Below are 22,442 nucleotides of genomic sequence, written 5' to 3'. Positions count from 1 at the left end.
ACGACAGACAAGCATGGTATTTGTACTGTCTATATTATACCACATACCGCTGCCTGTGTCATGTATAAAATGTGAAGAAACGCCCTATTTTCGGGCGTTTGCGGGGTTCAGCTCCATGTCTTTGCGAATGAGCTTTTTTATCTTTTTATCCAGTGTGTCCGTTGCGCGTTCACTTGCAGACGAACATACAAGGTAAGTAACTTTTCCGATTTTATGCTCCGTTGTGGTAACGGGCGTTTGGTTTTGCGTCAAAGAAAATCCCCCTTTCTTTCGCAAACATATAATACAGTCTATGAATAGCAGCAAGTCCACTATTCAATAAAACAAAGGCTTTAATCGGACGGTTATTAGCATAACCTCATGGGAATTTCACCCCGGCATGGTTCTCATGCAGCCCTACCCATTGCCTGCGACGCTCTTAACGCTCGGACTGTGGCTGTAAGGAAGTATCATTGTATATTCTGCGTGTCGTTGCCCGCAAACCGCTACACTTGCTTTCCGGCGCGGTGTTGGTCGCTCGGCTGTCCGGGCGGTGATAACCTCGCCCGGATAGCGTCATGGCGCACCCGCCGTATGGCTCGACGCAAAAGGAACGTATCCGATTTGCCCTATGCTGCGCCGCCGTTATCTTGCGCCGCTTTCTTTTTCAAGGTTCAAAATGGCTGTGCTACCCGCGTCAACAGCGGAACGGAAAAGGGGGTGAGAGAAAGCGTCCCGCCGCCGTTGCGGTTATTCCTCTGTCCTAAAGGTGAGGACAGCCATCATCAGTTTTGCTTGCAGCCGTTCCCGAATGTCGTGGTCTACGCCGAAATAGACGTTCCCGCGCTCGTCGTACAGCTTCCGCATGGAGAGGCGGGCTATGTAGCCGCTAAAATGCTGCAAGACAATCTTCATGGCGTCCGGGTCACCCTTTGTCGCTGCCACAATGACAGGATAGGGAACAAGGGCATTTTCCGGGTAGCCGGGTTCGTTACCATTCGTCCCATTCATCAGCATTTTCCTCCAGATATTTTCTTAATTTCTCAAAAGAGCTTGTCCGCCTGTACTGTATCGTGCTTCTCGATGTATTGAACAACTTCGCAATCTCGGTGTCGTTCATTCCCTCGAAATAGTACAGGAGTACGGCTTTGCGCTTTTCTTCCGGCAAAGTACGGATTGCTTCAAGAAGCAGCTTCGGCGTGATTTTCTTCCCGGCTTTCTCAAAGACGGTTTCGGCGGTTTCCCGTTTGAAATATTCATCAAAGGTATGAAGCTGCCGCGCTTCGTCTAAGGGCAAATCGGAAAAGGTGACTTCCCTTGCCTTATGCCTGTGCAGCTCCCTGTGAGCGTCACACGCTTCATTGTGCAGCACCGTATTACAAAACTTCTGAAAAGCACATTGTTTGTAAAACTCCCTGCTATTAGGTTCCACATTCTCACCTCCTTTCTCGTTGGAAAGTTGGTGGTGCTTCCCCCTTTTCGCGGGGCAATACGGCGTTTTTGAAAAACGCCGAAGATTTTTTGAAATTTTTTCAAAAAATTTTTTGAGCAGCAAAATACGCCTGTCCGAAAAGCCCGGACAGGCGTATAGGTATTGTAAGCAGTATTTAGATGATTAGACAGTTCATAGTCAAGGGTAGAGAGGTTCCCGGCGGTGGTCGGGCTTTTTTTGATATGTCAATGACCGTCGGATTTTGTCGATAGGGTATGTGCTTCATGGCGGCTACCTCCTTTAGCCGCCGCTTTTAACAGTGATACCGCGTCATTTCATTAGAAGATAAAAAGAAACGGCGGCTTTGATTTTTCAAAGCTGCTGCGGAAATCAAAGAACGACAAGCAACAGTTCTGATTTTGCTCCAATATGGTTATTAGGGGCACAAATTAAAATCAAAAAAGAGCCGATAACAGCAGTATTTCAAACTGCATATTATCGGCTCTGCGTCTGTGCGTCTGGCTCTTTTAATTAAATTATTTCTGTTGTTTTTTGGCTTTATTATATGTATTAGCTAACTGTCCACAAGCTGCTTTAATCTCTCTACCATGAGAAACTCTCATGGTAACTTCAAGTCCTGTTTGCTCTAATTGATGTTTGAACGCAACCATTTCTTGTTTTTGTGGTGCTCTAATTTTTGAATTACTCGTCGGGTTGTATTGCAGCACGTTAATCATAACATTTTTGCCCTTAAACCATTTTGCAAGTTGCCTTATATCTGAGGAACGGTCATTTATACCTGGTAAAAGCAAATACGCAAATACCACTTTTCGATTATGCCTTTGAGAATAGGACAATGCTTGCTTAACAACATCTTCAATAGCGTACATGTGCATATGAGGAATGATACAGTTTCTCGCAGCCTGTGTTGCTGCATGTAAAGATATTGTCAACTGAATTTTTAGATGTTCTTCGCGCAATTTTTTTAATTGATTAACTGGACCAACTGTTGATACGGTAATGCCGTCGGTTGGAAAGTTAAGTCCATTTCTATCTCGAAGAATATGGATTGCTGCAATCAAGTTGTCGTAATTGAATAAAGGTTCTCCCATTCCCATAAAAACGATACGATTTACTTTTTGACGTATCAATACAACCTGCTGCACAATTTCAGACGGTGTTAGATTACGAACAAAACCATTGCGTCCGGACTCACAAAAAATACAGCCAACAGAACAACCAACTTGCGTACTTACGCAAACAGTCCCACCATCTCGCCGTTTAATAAAAACCGTTTCAATATACCTGTTATCTTTCAATTCATAAACATACTTTTCAGTATCGCTACTTTTATAGACTTTTTTTGTTGATATTGATAGATTTTCTTTGTGAAATGGCTGTTTATACAATTCCGTATATAAGGCTCTTGCTTTATCCTCTCCAATTACTTCCGACATTTCTTTGTAAGTAAATCCGTATGGGTCATTCAATATTTCCGTAGGTGTACTTTTAGGTAAGTGTTTCATTTAAATATCCTTCCTTTTCAAAATTAAAAAGTTTGTTTTTCAGAGTTTTTGATTATGATTTCTAGTTTTTCAACATCAACGATATGCGTTAATTTACATTTAGGGCAGAAAAGAGGAAAATTTCTTAATACCGTATTATAAAATACTTGAACCCTCGTCTTTCCGTTACAAATTGGACATTTTATCCAATATTTTTCAAGCATAATATTTCTCCTTTTGCGCAAAAAAATGCAGGTCAATTCTCAACATGAGCATTGACCTGCATTTATACATATAATACTACAACAAAATTAAGGCATAGTTTTTATACTATGTCTATACGTCGTTAGTTTTGTTGTATAGCATACGCAAAATAAGCATGACAAAAAAGCCCATATTGAAAATGGGAAAAATCTTTTTTGATTTCAATGCTTATCGAATACGCATGCTATGTAACATAAACATTCCCCCCCTTTTATATAATATTATATACAAAAGCAGCTTGTTGTCAACATATATATATATGAATTATTTTGGCTAACTGATAGAACTATGTAGACATATCCAAGAAGAAAGGGGAACAGTAAAATGTAAGAGGGTGAATAACTATGGCAAAAAGACCAGTACCAAAATACGACTTCAAGGCTTTTGGGGCAGCGATAAAGGCAGCGCGTGAAGGACGCAAGGAAAGCCGCAAGAAAGTAGGCGACGAAATGTTTATCTCGCCGCGCTACCTTGCGAACATTGAGAACAAGGGGCAGCACCCAAGTTTACAGATATTCTTTGAGCTGATACAGCGTTACCATATATCCGTAGACCAATTCCTGTTAGACACGCCCGCTGCAAAGGACACAAAGCGGCGGCAGCTTGACGCGCTCCTTGACGGTATGAGCGATACAGGCATATGGATTGTGACCGCAACGGCAAAAGAGATTTCCGAAGTCGAAAAAGAGGGCGAATAGGAATGTCCGGCTTAAAACTGAACAGGATTTAGAGAGCGTTGTAATCTTTTTTGAGATTGCAGCGTTTTTCTTTTGCGGAAGTTTGGCAAAATCGCTTTTTCTCCGTAGTAGGGGATAAGAGCCTAAAGGATAAAAACATTCGTAGCAAGCATAGGAAGCGGGTACCCACTTCCGTATTTTCCCCCTCCCGCGCTGCGGCGCGTCGGTTGAAAATTGCTTGTTGGGAAGTGTCCCAAACCCTCGGAACGGAAAGGAAAGGAGCGAATACATGGACGGACGCAAAAGGACGGTACAAATCAAATTCAGAGTGACGGAAGCGGAACGGGATTTAATACTGGAAAAAATGAAGCTCGTACCCACCCGGAACATGGCGGCGTATCTGCGGAAGATTGCCATTGACGGATATATCATTCAGATAGACCACGCCGACATAAAGGCTATGACCGCAGAGATACAAAAAATCGGTGTCAACGTCAACCAGATAGCACGCCGCGTAAACGCGACGGGGAACGCATACCAAGAGGACATAGAGGAAATAAAGGGGGTGCTTGCGGAGATATGGCGGTTACAAAGATTAAGCCTATTAAAAGCACTCTAAGCAAAGCCCTTGACTATATCGAAAACCCGGACAAGACGGACGGAAAAATGCTTGTGTCCTCTTTCGGCTGCTCCTATGAAACGGCAGATATTGAGTTTGAATATACATTGTCCCAAGCACTCCAAAAGGGGAACAATTTAGCCTTTCATCTGATACAGTCCTTTGAGCCGGGGGAAGTGGATTATCAGAAAGCCCATGAAATCGGAAAGCAGCTTGCCGACGCGGTAACAAAGGGGCAACATGAGTATGTTGTGACGACGCACATTGACAAGGGGCATATCCATAACCACATTATTTTCTGCGCGGTGAACTTCGTAGACCACCACAAATACAATTCCAACAAAAGGAGCTATTACGGTATACGGAACATGAGCGACAAGCTGTGCCGGGAAAATGGCTTGTCCGTCGTCGTCCCCGGCAAGGGCAGCAAGGGAAAGAGCTATGCAGAGTACCAGGCAGAAAAGACGGGTACAAGTTGGAAAGGCAAACTGAAAACCGCCGTTGACGCACTTATCCCCCAAGTTTCCAGTTTTGAGGAATTGCTAACGCGGTTACAGGCGGCGGGCTATGAGATAAAGCCGGGGAAATATGTATCATGCCGCGCCCCCGGACAGGAACGCTTCACCCGCCTAAAAACCCTCGGCGCAGACTATACAGAGGAAGCCATAAGGGAACGGATAGCGGGCAGACGGACAAAGGCGGCGAAAGCCCCCAGAGAGCAGCGCGGCGTTTCGCTGCTTATCGACATTGAGAACAGTATCAAGGCGGCGCAGAGTAAGGGCTATGAACAGTGGGCGAAAATCCACAATCTGAAACAGGCGGCAAAGACTATGAACTTTCTCACCGAAAACAAGATTGAACAGTACGCGGATTTAGTTAGCCGGATTGAGGAAATGGCAGCGGAAAGCGGACAGGCGGCAGACGCATTGAAGAACGCCGAAAAGCGGCTTGCGGACATGGCGGTGCTTATCAAGAATGTTTCCACCTACCAAAAGACAAAGCCCGTCTATGACGCATACCGCAAGGCAAGGAACAGGGAGAAATACCGCGCCGGACAGGAACAGGCGATTATCTTACATGAAGCCGCTGCAAGGTCATTGAAAGCAACGGGCATTGCAAAGCTCCCGAACCTCGCCGCGCTGCAATCGGAGTATGAAGCCCTTCAAGCGCAGAAAGAAGCCCTTTACGCCGACTATGGGAAGCTGAAAAAGAAAGTCCGGGAATATGACATTATCAAGCAGAACATTGACAACATTTTACAGGCAGACAGACAGCCGGAACGGGAAAAGGGAATGGAACACTGATTAAGCAAAAAATGATTTTCGTATAGAAACAGAAAGCGGTATGTGGTATAATAAAATTATCTACAACTTTTGAAAGGATTTGATAGTACATGACAAAAGGAACACCAGCTAATATTAGTCAGCTTGTCAAAGACGCAAACAATAAATCATCATGGAAAATTAGGCTTGCTGCGTTGAATGAACTAAAACAATATGATTGTCAACAATCAAGAGATGTTATTACTCGTCTTGCTCTCCATGACAAAGTTTATAAAGTTAAAGAGGAAGCATTTAGAGCAGCACAAGCTATGGGGATTACTTACCGCGGAAATCCTATTCGCTTAGGACGTAAAGATATTGGTTTTAAGACAAAAGACTTTACTAAAGTTTTTCTACGTATCAAACGTGAAAAATCAATGGAAGAATTAGATTTACAATTATTCAAGGAAGCGTTCAAAACAATCGCGGCAGAAATGTATGATGTAATGGAATTTGAAAAGGGTCAAAAATTTGATGATTGGATTACAAATACATACAAATGTTTGCCAAAGAAATAAAAAGAACAGGGCGCGGAAAGTCAGTATATGACTTCCGCGCCCTGTCTTTTTGTGGGTGCTGTTGTGGTAAATGTTACGCAATAGAACGCCATTTTCGGGGGAAAAGGTATAAAGTATCGCCTATCCGATTTTCCCGCCCGGAAAGCCTTGCAAATCAAGGGATTTTCCGCGCCTACTGCGTAACAGGGGCGCGTCTTTTCCTCATGCGCTCGGCGGCCTGTCTGCGGGTGATACGCTTCCGGCAGTCGGGGCAGTATTTGACGCTGTTAGAGCTTGACGCAAAGGACGTGCCGCACTCGGTACATTTCTTCCTGTCCCCGGTTTGGTAAAGCTCCGCATAGAGCAGCTTATCAGCGGGAAGCACCGCAACCTTAAACCACTTGCAGAGAAGCGAATAGGAAATGAGCTGCGGACATACGCACTCGTCCCCGTCGTCCAGTAAGATACAGTTTCCATTATCGCAGTTGCAGCACGTCCGGCGCACAAGGGCGTTGACTTTCCGGCTCTGGGGCGGCGTCAGCCGCTTGACCTCGCTCATACTTCATCAGCGGCGTAAATGGGAAGCCCCGCAAACTCCGCTTCGGTCATGGCTTCCACTTTGGAGAGGGTACGGGCAGCAAAGCCCCGCATTTCCCCGTCCATAAAGGGCAGCGCGGCGTTCATGGCGACGATAAGCCCCTGTCGGCTCCCGGTCTTGTAAATGCTCAAAAGGTTTGTTTCTTCTACGGTCAGTTTTGTCATGTTCACACCTCCAAATCGTGATTTTTATTCTTTGCCGCCGCCTTTTTCGGGGCGGTCTTTGCCTTGTCTGTTTTAAGCTGCGCCCGGATAGAGGGGCGGGGCTTCCGTATCTCCCTGTCCCGGTTCTCCCTCTTGTCAATCAGCGCATACGTCCCATGTCTGCCCTCGATTTTGGAAAAGGAAAGGGTCTTGTAGGGCAGCATGGAGAAAAGACGGTCAGTGTCCTTTGTAGCCGCAAGCTGCATGAACGCCGGGGAAAGCTCTACCATGAAATGGGTCTTGTTTGGGCTGTTCGGCGTGTCGTGCCGCTTCATTTCCCACACAATGCGCCGCGCTTCCGTTTCAATCAGCCCGTCCCGCAATGCGGCGATATGCGCCTTGAAATCTCCCGGCGGAAGCTGCTCCCGGCTGCGCCGTTCTTCCTGTAAGAGCGATTGCAGCGCGTCCGGGTCGTTGGGTACGGCTTCAAAGCGTTCAAACTTCCCAAGCTGCGGGTCTGGGGTTCCGTCAAAATATCTCCCGGCTTTCTGTACCCTTTCCCCACGCTCATAAAACAGCTTCACCGTATCGGCGGGCAGCTCCTTTTCCTTGACGCGCTCATAATGGCGGGAATAGTCAAGCTCATACAGATTGCCCTTGATTTTCCCGCGCTCCTTTCCCGTCAGCTCGATTGCATAGGCAAGTACGCGGTCGCTTGTCTGCTCCATGTAGAAACGCCATGTATTGTGGGGCGCGGTGTCCTTTAGGAAAACGTCGCGCTCCCTAAAGCAATGCGTCCCGGACGGGCGGCAGAACCACAAAAGGGTCTTGTCCTCCCTGTGGGGGCTTGCCGCCGCCTTTGCGATAATCTCCTTGTCAATCTCCAAGTCGCTCTGGTAAAAGCCTGTATTCTGCTTCATAATCGCTTCAAGGGAAGCGAACAAATCCACGTTTTCAAATCTGCTCTGTTCCGGCATGGGTCAGCTCCTTTCCAAGTCCTGTGACTTCTGCTTTGCGTTTTTCTTCTGCGCCTTTTCCTTGTCGGCTCTAAGCTGCGCCCGGATAGAGGGCTTCTTTTCCGGCTTCGCTCCCTTGACGCGCTCCTTGTCGGCTTTGACCGCATTAGCCAGGTCAACAAGGGAAATCGTTTCTCCCGCCTTGACCTTTGCTTCCAGTTCGTCAACGGTAGGGGTGTTGTTGATGATACCGTCAAAGTTGTTGTCGTTCTGCTCTACGGTGTCCTCGACGTGCTTCAAAGGGTTTGCCTTTTCCGGCTGCTCTGCGGCAACGGCAAACGCCCGCGTCCCGTTCCCCATAATCAGATACTTTCCGTCGTCGGATTGATGATGAAAGCCATATCCGGCGGCTTCTATCTGCTCCCGGCTCATGGCGGTTACATGGAAAGTCCCTCTCGATGTTTTGACAGTTTCGCCCGTTTCCAAGTCGTCCGGGGTAAGCTGTTTCTGCTCCTGTAAAAACTCCGGCACTTGCCGGAAACCCGCGCTGTCAACATAGTGCGCCGCGTCCTGTCCGTCCTGATGAAGCACTACCACGTCGGAAACGGAAAGGCTGTGTCCCTTAAAGTCTTTGGGGTGGTCGATATTGAAACGGGTATAAATATCTTCAAGGGAAGTCCCCGGCGCAAGGGGCGCGGAATAGACAAGCTCATAGTTCGCCCTGTCAACCACATTCCCCGCCGCCTGCAGGCGGTCGTAAGGCTCAAAGCGCAAGTCCCTTGTTTCGTCCCCGCCTTTTATCTGGTAAATGGAAAAGGTGTCCTTGTCCGGCTCGGCGGTCTTTGCCGTTTCCTGTGCCTTTGCGTAGAGCTGCTTTACGTCGCCCTCGGTCAGCTCCCCGCTTTTGAGCTGCCCCATAAGCTCGCGGCATTTCTCCGGCGTTCCGGCGAAAAGAACGTCGCCCATTTTCGCCCGCCCGTTCTCCTGTGTCACATAGGCTTGCAAGAGGTAGCTGTTTTCCCGGCTGTCGCCGTAAGGGTTCCGGCGCACTCTGTAAATCGTTTCCGGGGTAAAGGCTTCTTTCGGGGCTGCGTCCGCTTTTTCCTGTGCGCCGGATTTCCCCGGTGCGTCTGCTTCCGGCTCCGGCTTCTCTTTCCCGGCTGTATCTGCCTTTTCCGGGGCTTCCGGCTGCGGCTGCTCCGGCGCGGCTGCCTGTTCCTCTCTGGTGGGCTGCTCCTGTCCGGCGGTTTGCTCCTTGTCCTGTGCCTTTTGCAGTTCCGCAAGATTTTCGTCTATGGAATTGATAATCTCGGCGGCTGCGCTGCGTATCGTTTCAAGGGAGCTTTTCAGTTCGGACAGCTCCCGCCCGCTGCTCCACCCGGCGACGTAGCCGAAAGAGTAGTCCGACGTGTCAAGCCCGTAATGTTGGCAGACGGTATAGGCGACGCTTTCCGCTTCGACTTCGCGGGTGCGGCGGTCAACGCGGGGCTGCTGTTCATCTTTGGGCGCGTTGAGGTCAATGTCGTGCAGCTTCGCATGGGCGATTTCGTGAATGGTGGTCTTTAAGGTCTGCAATTCGCTCATGCCCTCGTTGATAGCAATGCGCTTGTCCTCCAAGTGGTAGTAGCCATGAGAGCCGCCCTCGATATTCTCAAAGGCGATAGGGACGGGGGAAGTCTTTTCAAGGGCTGCGAAAAAATCCTTGTAGCGGTCAACGTCGCCCGTCAGCTCGTCCACCGCAATGTCCGGCAGCTCCTTTCCCTCGGTCTGGGAAACGTCGAAAACAGACACTACCTTGTAGGCGGGTATCTTGATTTCCTTTTCCTCGGTGACGGGCTTTCCGTCCTTGCCGATAATGGGCTTTTGTGTGTGCGGGTCTATCTTCTCCACTTCCTGTCTGATTTTGAACGGCGACGGGGCAATGATTTTAATCCCCTTTTGCCCTTTCATCACGTTGCGCCCGAAATTATTCTTCCAAGCGGAAAAGCCCGCCACAAGGGAAGCGTCCGGCTTCTGCATGGCGATAAGCAGCGTATTGTTGAAGCTGTAATTATGGAATTTTGACATGACGCGCAGATATTCCTTGTAACGCTCGCTGTCAAAGAGTTCCGTAATGCCCTGTTCCAGACGGTCGGTAATCTCTTTGAGCTTTTCGGCGGGCTTCTCGCTCGTCAGCACGATAGGGATAACCGGGCGCGGCTCCTGTGGCTGCTCTGCGGACTGTGCCGTTCTCTGCCCCGGCGCGGCTGCGTCCATTTCTACCTTTGACGGGTCGGGGCGTTCTGCCTGTGGGAAGCTCATTACTTTATACTCTTTGGGAATATCGCTTTCGCGCCCGTTGTACCACTCCGTAAAGGTGTTCTTGTTGTTGTAGATATAGCCCTGGTCGGTAAAGCGTCCCCCGTCATTGATAGCTGCGTCCCGCCCGTATTCCTCATACATGAAATACTTTTTCGCTTCTTCGGGAAGCTCCAATTCGTCCAGCTCGTCGATAAGGTAATAGCCGTAATCTTCCTCGCTCTGTACGGTAGGATAGAGCCAGTAACAATCAAGGTTCTGTGCAAGGTTGATAAGGTCTTTGATGTTCCCGGCGCGTTCCCCAAGCGTCACCGCCGCCGTAAACTTGTCCCTGTCCTCGTCGCTCTGCATTTCCAAGAGCTTCCCCAGATAGTTCAGCTCGTCAATCCCCGCGCTCTGGATAACGGCAAGCGGCACGTCAAAGGGCTGCTGCTCGGTGTTGGCAAATCCATTGATGAAAAAATCCTGTGGGTTGTCTGCGGTAATGCCGACGCTTTCCATAGCCGCGTGAAGCTGCTGCGTTGTAGTCGGCATGGGAAGCCACACGCCGCCCGGTTCGCCTGTTTCAAAGCGGGTGCGGCTGTCAATCAAAATCGAAAACTGCTCGCTCATTTTTTCTCTCCTTTCCTGTTCCATCATGCGGTGCATAAGCTCAAAATCTTCAATGCTCATGCTCCCGTCAAATACATAGGGGTTAAAATCCTCCCCGTCCCGGTAGGGGTTTTCGGAAAAGGGAAGCCCCGCTTCATGGGCGGTGGCTCTTGCTTCCTCGATAACCTCCGGGGGAAGCCTGTCGTCATGCGCCCCGATAAAACCGTCAATATCGTTCATGCTGTTTTCGTAGTGGTAGCGCACTCCGGCGGTCAGCTCGTCAAGGCTCATATCCTCGCCTAAATGCCCGCAATAGTAGCCGTTAAGGATAACGGCGGCGGGGTCGGTGCTTTTGATTTCCTCTAACCGGCTCCTGTCCTCCGGGTAGAGCGTATCGTCCATATCAAGATGAAAATATTCCGCGTTCCATGAACGCCCCTGTTTCCAGAACGCCACCCATGCGATACCGTCCCTAAGCTCGTCCTGATAGTCCTTTACGGTGTCCCGTAAACTTGCCATAGTTGAAAAACCTCCTTTCTCTGGGGCAGCGTCATAAGCTGCATTTTTTGGCTGCATAGCCTACTACGGCACACCCGCATTTCTGCCAAAGTTTTTTGAAGATTTTCAGAGGGTGAAGCCCTCCGCAAAAGAGGGTTTGGGAAACTTCCCAACAAGCAAAATCCCCGTCCGGCGCGTCAGCGTCGTAACGGGGATTTACGGAAGTGGGTACCCGCTTCCTATGCTTGCTATTCCAGTTTTTAGTTCTTCTGCACTTCGATACGGTAGTTGACGTATTTCCCGCCAGTGTCAGCTAAAACGATAGTCCCGTCGTAGGTCTTGCCTGTTTTCGGGGAATAGAGCTTCTTCACATTCGCCTTGCCGGATTTAAGGAGCGCGGCGGCAATCTTCGCGGAAAAAGCGGTCTTGCGTTCCTCAAAGAAACGGTCGTTCTTCCACATGACAAAGGCACATTCCCTGTTGCTGCAATAGTAGTTTTTCTTCCCCTCATGAACGGGGGAACCGCAACGGGGGCATTTCCCGATAGAGGGCTTTTCCTCTCTGAATAAATCCTTTTTCCCGTCCAGTGCTGCGGCGTGTGTCTGCACAAGCTCCCGCGCCATAGCTTCAATGCCGGACAGAAATTCTCCGGGGTCTGCGGCTCCCTTTGCTATCTGCGTCAGATTGCTTTCCCATTCTGCGGTAAGCTGCGGGGAAGTGAGCATATCCGGCAAGATTGATATAAGGGCGGCTCCGTTCTGTGTGGGGATAAGCTGCTTGCCCTTACGCTCCGCAAAGCCGCCCTTTACCAGTTTTTCAATGACTGCGGCGCGGGTGGCGGGAGTGCCAAGCCCCCGGCGTTCCGCGTCCGGGTCGGTGTCCCCGTTCCCGGCGCGTTCCATAGCAGAGAGAAGCGACGCTTCGCTGTGGGGCTTCGGCGGCGTTGTGGTATGCTCCGTTACTTTTGCGGCGGGTTTTTCAAAGCTCTGTCCCTCGGAAAGCTCCGGCAGCGTCACACCCTCATTTTCCCCGTCCTCCGGGTCGGGTTTGCTTTTCAGCGTCGCCCGGTATCTGCGTTCAATCTCTTTCCAACCGTCCGAAAGTACGGTCTTTCCCCTTGCGGTGAAGTCTGTCCCGGCGCATGAGAAAACCGCCGTAACCGCTTCAAAGATATGTGGCTCGGCGGTAGCAGAGAGCAGACGCGCCCCCGCAAGGGTGAGGATATTCCTCTCGCTTTCCGGCAGCGCGGCAAGTTCTGTCTTTGCAAGCTCCATAGTGGGAATGATTGCGTGGTGGTCTGATACTTTCTTGCTGTCTAATACCTTTGCAATCCCCGGTGTGAAGCCCACGCCCGCCATAAAGGGGAGCTTTTCACAAAGCAGCGTGATAATGCCCGCTGCGGTATCGCCCATGTCGTCGGTGAGGAAGCTGCTGTCCGTCCTCGGATAAGTCAACAGCTGCTTTTCATAAAGGGCTTGTGCAAGGTCAAGGGTCTGCTTCGCGGTGTAGCCGAAAATGCGGTTCGCTTCCCGCTGCAAAGAGGTAAGGTCAAAGAGCTTTGGCGGGGCTGCGGTTTTCTTCTCTCTGGTGAGGGAAACGCATACCGCCTTTCCCGCTTCGCAAGCCCCTTTCAGCGCGTCGGCTTCTGCCTTGTCGGAAATCCTCTCGCTTGCCGCTTCCGCGCCGGATAAGTCAAGACGCACATGGTAATATTTCTCTTTCTGGAAATGGGAGATAGCCGCGTCCCGGTCGGTGAGCATTTTCAAGGTCGGGGTCTGGACGCGCCCCACGTTCAAGGTCTTTCCATACAGGCATGAGAAAAGCCGGGTGGCGTTAATGCCGATAAGCCAGTCAGCCTTTGCGCGGCAGAGGGCAGACGCAAAGAGCGCGTCATATTCCCGCCCGTCTTTGAGGGAAGCAAAGCCCGCCTTGATTGCCCCGTCCTCCATTGAGGAAATCCACAAGCGGCGCATGGGCTTCTTGCAGCCCGCCACTTCGTAGACAAAGCGGAATATCAATTCTCCCTCGCGCCCCGCGTCGCAAGCGTTCACCACTTCCGAAACGTCGGTGCGGTGCATAAGCTCCTTTAAGGTCGCAAACTGCTTCCCCTTGTCCGGGTCAACGGCGTACTGCCATTCCTCCGGCAGAATGGGTAAGCTGTCAAGCTGCCATTTCCTGTACTGCTCCCCGTAGGCGGCGGCTTCCGCAAGCTGTACCAAATGCCCGACGCACCATGAAATGAGGTAGCCGCCGCCCTCGATATATCCGTCCTGTTTTCCCTTAACGCCAAGCGCGGCGGCGATAGTCTGCGCCACGCTCGGCTTTTCTGCAATCACAAGTCTAAGTGCCATGAAAAAATCCTCCTTTCAGCGTTCCGGCGCGGTATGCTTCTTCTCCTGTGCCTGTTTCAGACAATAGCCGATACAGGGGGATTGCGCCTTATAAGGGCAGCGCATACACGCCGGGGATTTTGGAACGGGCGGCGCATTGTCACGCCGCCCGGTGGGTCTTTGTATCATCATTCTTTCTAAAGGGTTCTCGGTGAAAAGCGTCATGCGTCCCTGTCCTCCGCTTCTTCATCTTCGGGAACGTCCAAGCCCTCCCCGTCGTCCGGCTCCGGCTCGTCCTCGTCGTAGTCGTCAAAGTTGAAATCTTCAAGGTCGGTGCCGCCCTTGACGCTCTGCTTCGGCTTCATAAACTTAAAATAGTAGAGTGCGCCCCCGCCGCCAAGAAGTGCCACGACAAGGAAAAGCACAAGCCCGCCCGTATTGCTTTTCTCTTTGGGCTGCTCCGGCGGTTCCTCGGTTTCCGGCTCCGCTTCCTTGCCGCTGCAAGCGGTCATGTTGTCCTTGCAGACGGGGCAGCTCACATTCACTTTCCCGGCCTCGCATTTATCGGTGCAACTGCAAACAGCGGGCGGGGCTGCTGTTTCGGTGCTTCCGTCCTCCATGAGTGCCATAAGGTCGGCTTCGTCCACTTGATTAAGGAAATGTACGGTGTTCTCGCCCTCGTCGTCCCGGTCAATGAGGATATAGAAGTAATTGCCGTTTTTGGTCGTCACTGTGATAAGCTGCTTGTTGCCGCCGAAATCGTCTACAAGGGTCGCGTTCCCGTCCGGGGTAAGGGGTTCTTCCTTTTGGGGTTCCTCATAGACAACGCCGCTGTCGTCGGTGGCGTCCTCGCCCTCCGGGGTCTGTGCAAAGGCGGTGACGGAAAAGCCGCCCGTCAGCATGAGGGCGGCGCAGAGTGCGGTCAAGGTTCTAAGGATTTTCTTATTCATTCTCGGTGTCCTCCATTTCTTCGGTGTCGTGGTCTGCGGGTTCTGCGGGGTAGCCCGGCGCGGATTCCATGCCCGGAATACCGCCGTCTTTCAGCATAGCGGAAAGCTCATGCGGGGAAAGGCGCATGGAGCGCACAAGCTGTACGATTTGCAGATTTTCCGCTTCGGTTTTCTGCGCTTCAAGCCCCCTTAATTTATTCTGGTACTCGGTGATTTTCTCGCGGGTCTTTGCAATCTCCTTGTCGATACGTTCAATCTTATTCATAGCCATAAATCAATTTCTCCTTTCAGATTTTCAGTTTTTAGTTCCAATTCATTAAGCCGTAGCCCTTGATACAGCCATAGTCAACGGGATAGCTCTTTATCTTGCAAGCGTCGCCGGAATTGCCCTCGACGGTATAGACGCGCTCCCCGTCAGTCCCGATAACAAGCCCTACATGGTCTGCGCTCCCGTCCCCGTCCCAGTCGAAAAAGATAGCGTCGCCGGGGGCGATATTCGCATAGCCCCTCGCACCCCATTGCCCGCGTGACTGGAACCACGGTACGCCCTGTGACTGGCACCCGGCAAAGCGCGGCTCCGATAGCCCCGCCTGTCCGTAGCACCACGAAACGAAACAGGCGCACCATTCCACGCGGCTGTTGAAGCCGTACCAGCTCCAATAAGGCCGCCCGCCCACGTTTCCGGCCTGCCGCTTCGCAAGCTCTACAATGGCGGTGTTGCCGGGGCGTGTGCCGTTCACAAGCTGTACGCCGCTTAAATCCTCGGACGCGCCCGTATCGGGAGAACCGCCGCCGAAAATCAGCGGCTTGTTGCCGCTTGTTTCCAGATAGACGCGGTACATTTCAAGCTGCTCCGGCGTAAGAAGTTCCTCCGCAATCTCGGAAACAGGCTTGTTTGTCAGCTTCACGTTGAGAATGTAATAGTTATAGGCAACGTCAACCTCGTATTCGTAGGTTTCCGTAGAGGTTTCTCCCGTTTCCGGGTCGGTGACGGTGCGTGTGCCTGTGCGGGTTTCCGTCCTGTGGCGCACTTCGATTTCTTCCGTCAGCGTCAAAGTGTACTGCATATCAAAGACGCGGTTTATTTCTGCCTGTGCGCTCTGCGGGGTGTAGGTCTGGAAAAGCGCGGTGAGGTAGGACGCTAATTCATGGGGGTTATGCCCGATACTGTCAAGGTCATAGCGGTATTCGTCATAGCCCGGATTGTCGCGCTCGATATTGTCAATCCGCTGCTGAAGCTCGTTTTCCTTTGCGGCGTAATTGTTCTCCGTCGCCACAAGGTCGCTGTCCTCCGACGTGTAGGAAGTCCCGACAATGCCGTTCATCAAGCCGGAGAACATAGAGCCGCAAGAGGAAAGCCCCGCCGAAATCATAATGAATAAGAGCAGCGCGGCAACGGCGATACAAACGCCCGCCGGGTGCCTTGCCACAAACGCCGCCGCTTTCTTTGTTTCCTCGGCTGTTTTCTTCGCTGCCTTGCGGGTGTTCTCTGCGGCTTTCTGTGCCGTTTTTGCGCCGTTTTTCCTTGCCGCCTTTGCATACTGCCGCTTGATTTGCTGCTTCTGCATGAAGCGGGAAAGGGGGTTGCCCCCAATCTGCGGATTGTCATGTAGGGCTTTGTGGTACTGGAAATCCACATTCGCCTTGAACGCCGCTTTCTCTGCCTTTGCTGCCGCCCGGTAGGGTTTGAGCTTGTGGCTGCGGTAGCCCTCCTTGACTTTCCGCGCCCCGTACTTTGCGCCGCGTTCTGCCAGTTCTTCGGATTTGTGCGCCCCCTCAACGCCGGAATTGTCCTTTTCAACGGAATGTATTTTGTTGTGGACGAAAATACCCGCTTCCTGTGCGGGGCGGGATAGCGGGTTATTGTGGGGCTTGTTCTTTCCTATGGGCTTTTCCCGTTCCTCAAAGCGTAGGCGGGTCTTGCCTTTCCCGGTGGCTTCGTCAAAGGTGCGCTCCCCCACAAGTTTCTTTTCTTTGGGGATAGCTGCCTTTGCCGCGTCCAGACGGTCGGCTGCTTTGTCCGATTTTCGGATATACTTTTCAAGCTCCGGCGTTGCCCGTTCTTCCTCGGTAAACTGCAAGCGGGAAGTACGGGTGCGGGCTTCGGCTTCTGCCTGTGCTTTCCTCGCCGCCTTTTTGCTCGTCTTTCTGGTATGCGCCCCGTCGATATGCTCCATGACGCGCTCGGCTGCGGCGGTGTCCTGTTCCCGTTCTGCCCCCGGCGCATGGGGAAGCGTCGGCGCGTCGGCTGTGGGCGCGGGAGCTGTGCCGCCCGGTAGGGGCTGCGCTGCCTGTTCCGGCTGCTGCGGGGCGGCTTCCTTTCTGGTAAGGTCAGCGTCCCTTATGCGGTTGCTGATACGCTTCTTCTTGCCTGTGGCGGCGTTTACCTCAACGGCTCCCTCGCGGGTCATTTTCTGCGTGACTTTCTCACGCGCTTTATACTGTTTTATTTTTCTGTCCCTCCAATCCGCGCCCTTGCAAGGGCGCAATATTCGGCGTTTATCTCAATGCCTATATAATGCCTGTGAAGCTGCTTTGCGGCTGCCCCCGTCGTGCCGCTGCCGAAAAAGGGGTCAAGCACAACGCCGCCTTTCGGACAGCCCGCCTTGATACAGGTTTCGGCTAACTTCGGCGGGAACGCGGCGAAATGCCCGCCCTTGTAGGGAACGGTATTGATAAGCCACACGTCCCGCCTGTTCCGCATGGTCGGCATGAGGGCTTCGTCGTAGTAGCTGCCGCTCCTTGCCCGGTTAAGCCCCTGTACTTTCCCCTGTCCGGGTACTTCGTCCGCATATTTCTGTCCCGCGCTGCGCCCGGTGCGGTACCGCGCCGCCGTTGTAGGGGCTAACGGCTCGGCTATGGCGGCTGCGTCATAGAAATACTTCTTTGACTTCGTAAGCAGAAAGATATGTTCATAGCAGCGGGTAGGGCGGTCTTTCACGCTCTCCGGCATGGGGTTCTCTTTCTGCCAGATAATATCGCTCCTTAAATACCACCCGTCAGCGCGTAGGGCAAAAGCCAAGAGCCACGGAATACCGATTAAGTCCTTTTGCTTGCAGCCCGCCGCCTGTCTTGCGATTGATACGGCTTGACCGTTCCTCCCTCTGGGGTTCTTCGGGTCTGCATGGTAGCCTTTATTCCCTGTGCCGCAGTAGGTGTCCGCGATATTCAGCCAGAAAGTACCGTCGGTACGCAGTACCCGGCGCACTTCGCGGAAAACTTCGGTAAGCCTGTCAATGTACTGCTCCGGCGTGTCCTCCCGCCCAATCTGTGCGTCAAGCCCGTAATCCCTAAGTGCGTAGTAGGGCGGGCTTGTGACGCAACAGTGTACGCTTTCCTCTGGAAGCTCCCGCAAGGCATAGAGCGCGTCCCGGTTGATAATGGTGTCTATGTTCAGCTCTGTCATGCTTCGCCCACTTCCTCCGGCTTCGTCGTCATTACCCGGTAAAGCTCGGTATCTTTCGGGAAGCGGTCTACAAAGGGCAGCACCACGTTCCCGTAGAAGATAAGCCCCTCGCCCGCTTCGGTGTGGGTGACATACTTCATCTGCTGCGGGGAAATGTTTAACTGCTTCGCAAGGATAGCCCGGTCGCCCGCCGCCTGATTGAGCATGAGGACAAAATCAGAGTTTTCAAAGATATTCTCCACTTCGCGGGAAGCAAGCAAATCTTTGACGTTCTGCGTAATGGCTGTGGGTATGCCGCCCCATTTACGGAAACGCTTCCAAATCTCCACGCTGTACGCGGCGGTCTGTTCCTCTTTCAAGAGAAGATGAAATTCGTCCATGTAGTAGCGGGTGGATTTCCTCTCTGCCCGGTTGATAGTGACGCGGTTCCATACCTGGTCTTGCACAATGAGCATACCTAACTTTTTGAGCTGCTTCCCAAGCTGCTTGATGTCAAAGCAGACAAGGCGGTTTGAAAGCTCTACATTCGTCCTGTGGTTAAAGACGTTAAGGCTCCCGGAAACATACAGCTCCAACGCCGACGCGATACGCGCCGCTTCCGGTTCCGGCTGCTTCAAAAGCTCGTCGTAGAGGTCGCCCAAGATAGGCATTTTCTCCGGGTCGGGGTCTGCAAGGAAAGGACGGTACACGTTCCTAACAGCGCGGTCAATGACGGTCTTATCGACGGGCTGCAAGCCCTCCTTGCCGCCTATGACAAGCTCGCAGAGGGAGAGGATAAAGTCGGATTTCAGCGCAAGCGGGCTGTCGTCCTCGGAATAGTTGAGGTTAATATCCATAGGGTTCACATACTGGGGCTTCCCGTCAATGCCCTTGCCCGTAGGCGACAAGCGTATCACTTGCCCGTCAAGCCGCTGCACAAGGGAAAAATACTCTGCTTCCGGGTCGCAGATGATAATGTCGTCGTCCGTAATGAGGAAAGCGTTTGCCATTTCCCGTTTGGCTGCAAAGGATTTCCCGCTTCCCGGCGTCCCCAAGATTAAGCCGTTGGGGTTTTTTAGCTGCTTGCGGTCGCAGAGTATCATGTTGTTAGACAGGGCATTTAAGCCGTAGTACAACGCCGCGCCTGTCTGAAAAAGCTCCTGTGTGATAAAGGGGATAAAGATAGCTGTGCTTGACGTGGTAAGCCCCCGCTGTATGGGGATAAGGTTCTCCCCAAGCGGTACAGAGGACATAAGCCCCGCTTCCTGTTGGTAGTCAAGGCGGGTGAGGGCGCAGTTGTTCTTCTGTGCAATGCCCGCCGCCGCGAACACGTCATTTTCCAGTTTCCGCTTCGTATCTGCCATGTTCACCACAAGGAACGTCAAAAGGAACATTCTTTCATTCCGGCTCTGCAAGTCCTGTAAGAGGTTCTTCGCTTCGCTGCCGAATGTGGCAAGGTCGGACGGTATAATATCCATGTCATAGCCGCTGCGTACCGCTTTCTTCTGTTCCTCAATTTTCATTTTGTCAAGGTCGGTAATCTTGCGCTTGATTGTCTTTATGGCTTCGGTCTGGTCGATACTGTGGATATGCAGATTGACGATAACGCCCGTTTCCAAGTCCAGTATGTCGGATAAGATACGGTCGTTTAATTCCGGGGCAAGGATTTCAAGGAATGAAACCGCGCCGATTTTGCGCCCCATGCGGAAGTAACGCCCCTCGCCAAAACGGAAAGAGGACGGGGCGATAAAGTCCTTTGTGGAAAGCCCAGACGGGGCAAGCCATGAAAAATCAAAGGCAAACTGCCCGCCCTCCGGGTGGAAAATCCCATGCAGCATTTTAAGGCGTTCATAGCCTGTCATGGGGTGGGCAGACACGCCCAAGAGCTTGAAGTTGTTCAGTACGTCCGTTTCGATACGGGCAAGGCGGGATTTCGCCGCGCCCAGACTGTCGGCTTCAATGGCAAAGGTGATATATTTTGCTTTGACAAGCCCGTTGTTGCCTTTTGCAAGCTGGTTTTTGAGCATATCCCGGTATTCGCTGCGGATAGAGTTGAAAGCGTCGTCCTGTGCCGGGATATGGATAGATTTCTCCGCTTCGCCCCGCTGCGTCCCCTGATTGATGAAAGAGAGCTGCACCGAAACGGAAGCGTCAAAGTAGTTGAGGAAGTCGCACCAGTTTTCAAAAATGGCGGTCTTGTCGTCTGCCTGTGCAAGCTGATAGTTAATATCTTCAAAGGCTATGGTCTTTGAGTATTTCCGTTCCGTAACCTTGCAGATACCGTCCGGGTACATCTGGATATAGGGGATTGTCTGCTGCGCGGTGTGCGCTTTCCCGTCGCCCTTTGCCTGTCTGATGATTTCCGCAATCTGTTTCTTTTCGGCGCGGGTGAGCTTGTGGGGCGGGTTAGCCTTTGCAGGCGCGTTTCCCGCCACGCTGTTTCTTCGTGTTTCCTTTTGCAATCGCTGATACCTCCTTTTCAAGTTTTCGCTGCCGTTCAAGGTCAGCATATAGATTTTCAGTCCTGTATGGTCGTTCCTTTGGGGCTATGAATTTCGTCCGTATGATGTTCCTCACCACCACTTCAAGGGGCTGTCCATGCTTCTCATACATGGCAAAGAGGAAACAGGGCAGCATGACCGCAATCATAGCCATAGACGCAAGGCTTGTGCCTGTGCTGTCTTTGAGCAGAAAGAAAAGCGGCAAACCTATAATGAGAGCCGCCGCAAAACATACAATCTGCCGTTTGGTAAGGTTGAACGCTACTTTTGTCTTGACTTTGGATAAGTCTTTGGGTACGGGTACATACGCCAAGTGAAAACCTCCTTTCGTTATGTTTTGTGTTGCTGTAACTTCCCATAGGGGCAATCAAGGCAAAGGTCAATTTCTGCCCTTTGCCCGTCCCTATTCTATGGGGTTTTTCCCGCGTCAAGGTCGGGTAGTATTTTCGCCGCTTTGCTCTGAAAATCTCCACCCTACCCTTGACACGCCGCTAATGCGCGGAGAAAATCGACTTCGCCAGTGCGCCGGATTTGAACAGGGAGAAACAGAGGATAACGGTATAGGCTGCAAGGGAGAATATCGCGCTGTGCAGGTTGTCCGCTATTATCATGTTGTTCACCAATACGGCGTAAATGCCGACGCATATCATTATGAGGAAGCCTTGAAAGCCAAGGGCGAACAGGGATTTTAGGTAGTTGTTTCCTATCTGTCCCCATTCCCGGTTAGTGAATGTTGCAAACGGGATAGGCGATACCGAACAGTAAAGGTAAATCTCTATCATGCGCCCGTAGAGGATAACGGTTATCAGTACGGACATTATCTTCATGCACAAGCTCACAAGGCTTGTTTCCATGACAAGTAAGAGCAGTTCGGGGATTTCCATAGCGTCAAGCCCGCTCTGCATGGAAGCAAGGGCGGCGGCAACATCAATATTTGTGCTGCCGCCTATTACCCCCGCCGCGCCGGAAACAACGTGCTGCGCCATATCGAACACCGCCATAGTGATGTCAAAGGTATGCGTCACAAGGTAGACTGCGACGTAAGCCTTGAATACCCACTTGAAGAACATGGAAGTGTCAACGTCGTGCATATTGTTCTTTTCCGTTACCATGCTGATAAGCTCATAGCATAGGACGTAGGTAATGACAAGCCCCGCAATGGGTACGATTACATTCTCCGATAGTGTGCGTATCATGGAGAAGATACCCGCGTTCCACCCTTGCGGGGTCTGCCCTACCTCTGCGGCGATAGTGCCGACTTTCTCGTTCACGTCCCCGAACATAGTTGACAGATTACCGTTTATGGCTCCTATGAGGATTTCCTTTATCCATTCGTTAATCGCGTCAAGTATGCTCTGCATAAGCCTTTACCCGCGCTTCTTAACCGAACAGGCCGGAAAGCAGCGGTACAAGGGTCATGCCGATAAGGGCAACGCCGCCGCCCGCCATGAGCTGTTTTATCCCCAATTAGGTGTAAAACTCTGCTCGATGGCGGGCGGCGGCGTACAAAAAATCTATATGGTGTTTTTAAGAGAACCGTCCCGGCGGGACAGGTCAGGCAGTGACCTGTTCCACCTCCGGGATGGGTTTGAGATTAAAATGAATTTCGATAGAAATGTGTCTTGTTTTATCTTCGTCAATGCGCTCATGCACGACGATTTCTTTGATTAAGCGGTTGAGGGTGGCTGCGTCCAACTCTGTGATGTTGGCATATTCCTGAATGGCTTCCACCCATTGTTTTGCGTCATTGGCAAGCTGGACTTCATCGGACAGCCGCTTTCTGCCCTCGGACACTTTTGTTTTAAGTTCCGTCTGCTCGGTCTGTGTCTTTTCCAGCATGGTGTTGAAGTTCTGCTCACTGATACGCCCTGCAATCATATCTTCATAAAGCCGCATT

At 51.5% G+C, this 22,442-nt stretch carries 23 protein-coding genes and 1 pseudogene; 4 read left to right on the top strand and 20 right to left on the bottom strand.

The window, feature by feature from the left end; translation table 11 throughout:
- Positions 1-84: 84 nt before the first annotated feature.
- The 5 genes from PGS38_RS16360 to PGS38_RS16340 form a co-directional block, all read right to left on the bottom strand.
- Positions 85-312 carry a transposon-encoded TnpW family protein gene (locus PGS38_RS16360; RefSeq protein WP_004607973.1) on the bottom strand — a complete coding sequence of 76 codons (228 nt, stop codon included), beginning with the start codon at positions 310-312 and terminating at the stop codon, positions 85-87.
- Positions 313-729: 417 nt separating this feature from the next.
- Positions 730-990, bottom strand: a complete 261-nt coding sequence (locus tag PGS38_RS16355; RefSeq protein WP_016289899.1) for a helix-turn-helix domain-containing protein — start codon at positions 988-990, stop codon at positions 730-732.
- Complete coding sequence (locus tag PGS38_RS16350; protein ID WP_050636981.1) at positions 971-1,411, bottom strand: sigma-70 family RNA polymerase sigma factor; 441 nt, start codon at positions 1,409-1,411, stop codon at positions 971-973. Before PGS38_RS16350 ends, PGS38_RS16355 begins: the two co-directional genes overlap by 20 nt.
- Before the next feature lie 536 nt (positions 1,412-1,947).
- Positions 1,948-2,937, bottom strand: a complete 990-nt coding sequence (rlmN, locus tag PGS38_RS16345; protein WP_002569187.1) for a 23S rRNA (adenine(2503)-C(2))-methyltransferase RlmN — start codon at positions 2,935-2,937, stop codon at positions 1,948-1,950.
- 23 nt (positions 2,938-2,960) lie between these two features.
- Positions 2,961-3,140: a cysteine-rich KTR domain-containing protein gene (locus PGS38_RS16340; RefSeq protein WP_002588768.1), complete on the bottom strand. Its 180-nt coding sequence runs from the start codon at positions 3,138-3,140 to the stop codon at positions 2,961-2,963.
- A 384-nt stretch (positions 3,141-3,524) separates the two neighbouring features.
- Between PGS38_RS16340 and PGS38_RS16335 the strand changes: the two genes are divergently transcribed.
- From PGS38_RS16335 to PGS38_RS16320, 4 genes are all read left to right on the top strand, one after another.
- The gene (locus tag PGS38_RS16335; protein ID WP_118639938.1) at positions 3,525-3,878 is read left to right on the top strand and encodes a helix-turn-helix transcriptional regulator; all 354 of its coding nucleotides are present in this window, start codon (positions 3,525-3,527) and stop codon (positions 3,876-3,878) included.
- A 268-nt stretch (positions 3,879-4,146) separates the two neighbouring features.
- Positions 4,147-4,476 (top strand): plasmid mobilization protein, encoded by a 330-nt coding sequence (locus PGS38_RS16330; RefSeq protein ID WP_002569185.1) that lies wholly within the window; start codon positions 4,147-4,149, stop codon positions 4,474-4,476.
- On the top strand, positions 4,437-5,780 hold the full coding sequence (locus PGS38_RS16325; protein ID WP_118209243.1) for a relaxase/mobilization nuclease domain-containing protein: 1,344 nt from the start codon (positions 4,437-4,439) through the stop codon (positions 5,778-5,780). The genes PGS38_RS16330 and PGS38_RS16325 overlap by 40 nt, the downstream gene beginning before the upstream one ends.
- An 89-nt stretch (positions 5,781-5,869) precedes the next feature.
- On the top strand, positions 5,870-6,316 hold the full coding sequence (locus PGS38_RS16320; RefSeq protein ID WP_009447122.1) for a HEAT repeat domain-containing protein: 447 nt from the start codon (positions 5,870-5,872) through the stop codon (positions 6,314-6,316).
- Between the two features lie 172 nt (positions 6,317-6,488).
- On the opposite strand, the gene PGS38_RS16315 is transcribed toward PGS38_RS16320, so the two are convergent.
- From PGS38_RS16315 to PGS38_RS16245, 15 genes and pseudogenes are all read right to left on the bottom strand, one after another.
- Positions 6,489-6,854 carry a cysteine-rich VLP domain-containing protein gene (locus PGS38_RS16315; RefSeq protein WP_009447123.1) on the bottom strand — a complete coding sequence of 122 codons (366 nt, stop codon included), beginning with the start codon at positions 6,852-6,854 and terminating at the stop codon, positions 6,489-6,491.
- Positions 6,851-7,057, bottom strand: coding sequence for a transposon-transfer assisting family protein (locus PGS38_RS16310; protein ID WP_009447124.1), 207 nt, complete (start codon positions 7,055-7,057; stop codon positions 6,851-6,853). The genes PGS38_RS16315 and PGS38_RS16310 overlap by 4 nt, the downstream gene beginning before the upstream one ends.
- A 2-nt stretch (positions 7,058-7,059) precedes the next feature.
- Positions 7,060-8,013, bottom strand: a complete 954-nt coding sequence (locus PGS38_RS16305; protein WP_009447125.1) for a hypothetical protein — start codon at positions 8,011-8,013, stop codon at positions 7,060-7,062.
- 3 nt (positions 8,014-8,016) lie between these two features.
- Positions 8,017-11,400, bottom strand: a complete 3,384-nt coding sequence (locus PGS38_RS16300; protein ID WP_118209245.1) for a YodL domain-containing protein — start codon at positions 11,398-11,400, stop codon at positions 8,017-8,019.
- A gap of 239 nt (positions 11,401-11,639) precedes the next feature.
- Entirely contained in the window at positions 11,640-13,730 is a 2,091-nt protein-coding gene (locus tag PGS38_RS16295; protein ID WP_118209246.1) for a DNA topoisomerase 3, read from the bottom strand.
- Positions 13,731-13,745: 15 nt separating this feature from the next.
- Positions 13,746-13,934: a hypothetical protein gene (locus PGS38_RS16290; protein ID WP_076776107.1), complete on the bottom strand. Its 189-nt coding sequence runs from the start codon at positions 13,932-13,934 to the stop codon at positions 13,746-13,748.
- Positions 13,931-14,659, bottom strand: a complete 729-nt coding sequence (locus PGS38_RS16285) for a DUF4366 domain-containing protein (protein ID WP_076776106.1) — start codon at positions 14,657-14,659, stop codon at positions 13,931-13,933. The genes PGS38_RS16290 and PGS38_RS16285 overlap by 4 nt, the downstream gene beginning before the upstream one ends.
- The gene (locus PGS38_RS16280; protein WP_076776103.1) at positions 14,652-14,930 is read right to left on the bottom strand and encodes a DUF4315 family protein; all 279 of its coding nucleotides are present in this window, start codon (positions 14,928-14,930) and stop codon (positions 14,652-14,654) included. Before PGS38_RS16280 ends, PGS38_RS16285 begins: the two co-directional genes overlap by 8 nt.
- A 31-nt stretch (positions 14,931-14,961) precedes the next feature.
- Positions 14,962-17,070 (bottom strand): C40 family peptidase, encoded by a 2,109-nt coding sequence (locus PGS38_RS16275; protein WP_076776100.1) that lies wholly within the window; start codon positions 17,068-17,070, stop codon positions 14,962-14,964.
- Positions 17,071-17,105: 35 nt separating this feature from the next.
- Positions 17,106-18,065: a DNA-methyltransferase gene (locus PGS38_RS16270; protein WP_076776098.1), complete on the bottom strand. Its 960-nt coding sequence runs from the start codon at positions 18,063-18,065 to the stop codon at positions 17,106-17,108.
- Positions 18,062-20,506: a VirB4-like conjugal transfer ATPase, CD1110 family gene (locus tag PGS38_RS16265; RefSeq protein WP_076776095.1), complete on the bottom strand. Its 2,445-nt coding sequence runs from the start codon at positions 20,504-20,506 to the stop codon at positions 18,062-18,064. The genes PGS38_RS16270 and PGS38_RS16265 overlap by 4 nt, the downstream gene beginning before the upstream one ends.
- The gene (locus PGS38_RS16260) at positions 20,451-20,858 is read right to left on the bottom strand and encodes a PrgI family protein (RefSeq protein WP_076776092.1); all 408 of its coding nucleotides are present in this window, start codon (positions 20,856-20,858) and stop codon (positions 20,451-20,453) included. Before PGS38_RS16260 ends, PGS38_RS16265 begins: the two co-directional genes overlap by 56 nt.
- Before the next feature lie 178 nt (positions 20,859-21,036).
- Positions 21,037-21,906: a VirB6/TrbL-like conjugal transfer protein, CD1112 family gene (locus PGS38_RS16255; RefSeq protein ID WP_118248612.1), complete on the bottom strand. Its 870-nt coding sequence runs from the start codon at positions 21,904-21,906 to the stop codon at positions 21,037-21,039.
- A 19-nt stretch (positions 21,907-21,925) separates the two neighbouring features.
- A pseudogene (locus PGS38_RS16250) lies at positions 21,926-22,009 on the bottom strand (Maff2 family mobile element protein); the annotation flags it as partial.
- 90 nt (positions 22,010-22,099) lie between these two features.
- Positions 22,100-22,442 (bottom strand): DUF4368 domain-containing protein (locus PGS38_RS16245; RefSeq protein WP_270476433.1); only part of this gene is annotated, 343 nt, incomplete at its 5' end.

Source organism: Fusicatenibacter saccharivorans, from assembly GCF_027667425.1.
GTDB classification, from domain to species: Bacteria; Bacillota; Clostridia; order Lachnospirales; family Lachnospiraceae; genus Fusicatenibacter; species Fusicatenibacter saccharivorans.
This window is presented reverse-complemented; position numbering and strand designations above follow the sequence as displayed.

Bases quoted from the DNA above. Each gene is read 5' to 3' on its own strand.
- PGS38_RS16255 (WP_118248612.1), bottom strand. From the start codon at position 21,906: ATGCAGAGCATACTTGACGCGATTAACGAATGGATAAAGGAAATCCTC.
- PGS38_RS16295 (WP_118209246.1), bottom strand. From the start codon at position 13,730: ATGGCACTTAGACTTGTGATTGCAGAAAAGCCGAGCGTGGCGCAGACT.
- PGS38_RS16340 (WP_002588768.1), bottom strand. From the start codon at position 3,140: ATGCTTGAAAAATATTGGATAAAATGTCCAATTTGTAACGGAAAGACG.
- rlmN (WP_002569187.1), bottom strand. From the start codon at position 2,937: ATGAAACACTTACCTAAAAGTACACCTACGGAAATATTGAATGACCCA.
- PGS38_RS16310 (WP_009447124.1), bottom strand. From the start codon at position 7,057: ATGACAAAACTGACCGTAGAAGAAACAAACCTTTTGAGCATTTACAAG.
- PGS38_RS16355 (WP_016289899.1), bottom strand. From the start codon at position 990: ATGAATGGGACGAATGGTAACGAACCCGGCTACCCGGAAAATGCCCTT.
- PGS38_RS16325 (WP_118209243.1), top strand. From the start codon at position 4,437: ATGGCGGTTACAAAGATTAAGCCTATTAAAAGCACTCTAAGCAAAGCC.
- PGS38_RS16315 (WP_009447123.1), bottom strand. From the start codon at position 6,854: ATGAGCGAGGTCAAGCGGCTGACGCCGCCCCAGAGCCGGAAAGTCAAC.
- PGS38_RS16285 (WP_076776106.1), bottom strand. From the start codon at position 14,659: ATGAATAAGAAAATCCTTAGAACCTTGACCGCACTCTGCGCCGCCCTC.
- PGS38_RS16280 (WP_076776103.1), bottom strand. From the start codon at position 14,930: ATGGCTATGAATAAGATTGAACGTATCGACAAGGAGATTGCAAAGACC.
- PGS38_RS16335 (WP_118639938.1), top strand. From the start codon at position 3,525: ATGGCAAAAAGACCAGTACCAAAATACGACTTCAAGGCTTTTGGGGCA.
- PGS38_RS16300 (WP_118209245.1), bottom strand. From the start codon at position 11,400: ATGGCAAGTTTACGGGACACCGTAAAGGACTATCAGGACGAGCTTAGG.
- PGS38_RS16275 (WP_076776100.1), bottom strand. From the start codon at position 17,070: ATGACCCGCGAGGGAGCCGTTGAGGTAAACGCCGCCACAGGCAAGAAG.
- PGS38_RS16290 (WP_076776107.1), bottom strand. From the start codon at position 13,934: ATGACGCTTTTCACCGAGAACCCTTTAGAAAGAATGATGATACAAAGA.
- PGS38_RS16330 (WP_002569185.1), top strand. From the start codon at position 4,147: ATGGACGGACGCAAAAGGACGGTACAAATCAAATTCAGAGTGACGGAA.
- PGS38_RS16270 (WP_076776098.1), bottom strand. From the start codon at position 18,065: ATGACAGAGCTGAACATAGACACCATTATCAACCGGGACGCGCTCTAT.
- PGS38_RS16320 (WP_009447122.1), top strand. From the start codon at position 5,870: ATGACAAAAGGAACACCAGCTAATATTAGTCAGCTTGTCAAAGACGCA.
- PGS38_RS16305 (WP_009447125.1), bottom strand. From the start codon at position 8,013: ATGCCGGAACAGAGCAGATTTGAAAACGTGGATTTGTTCGCTTCCCTT.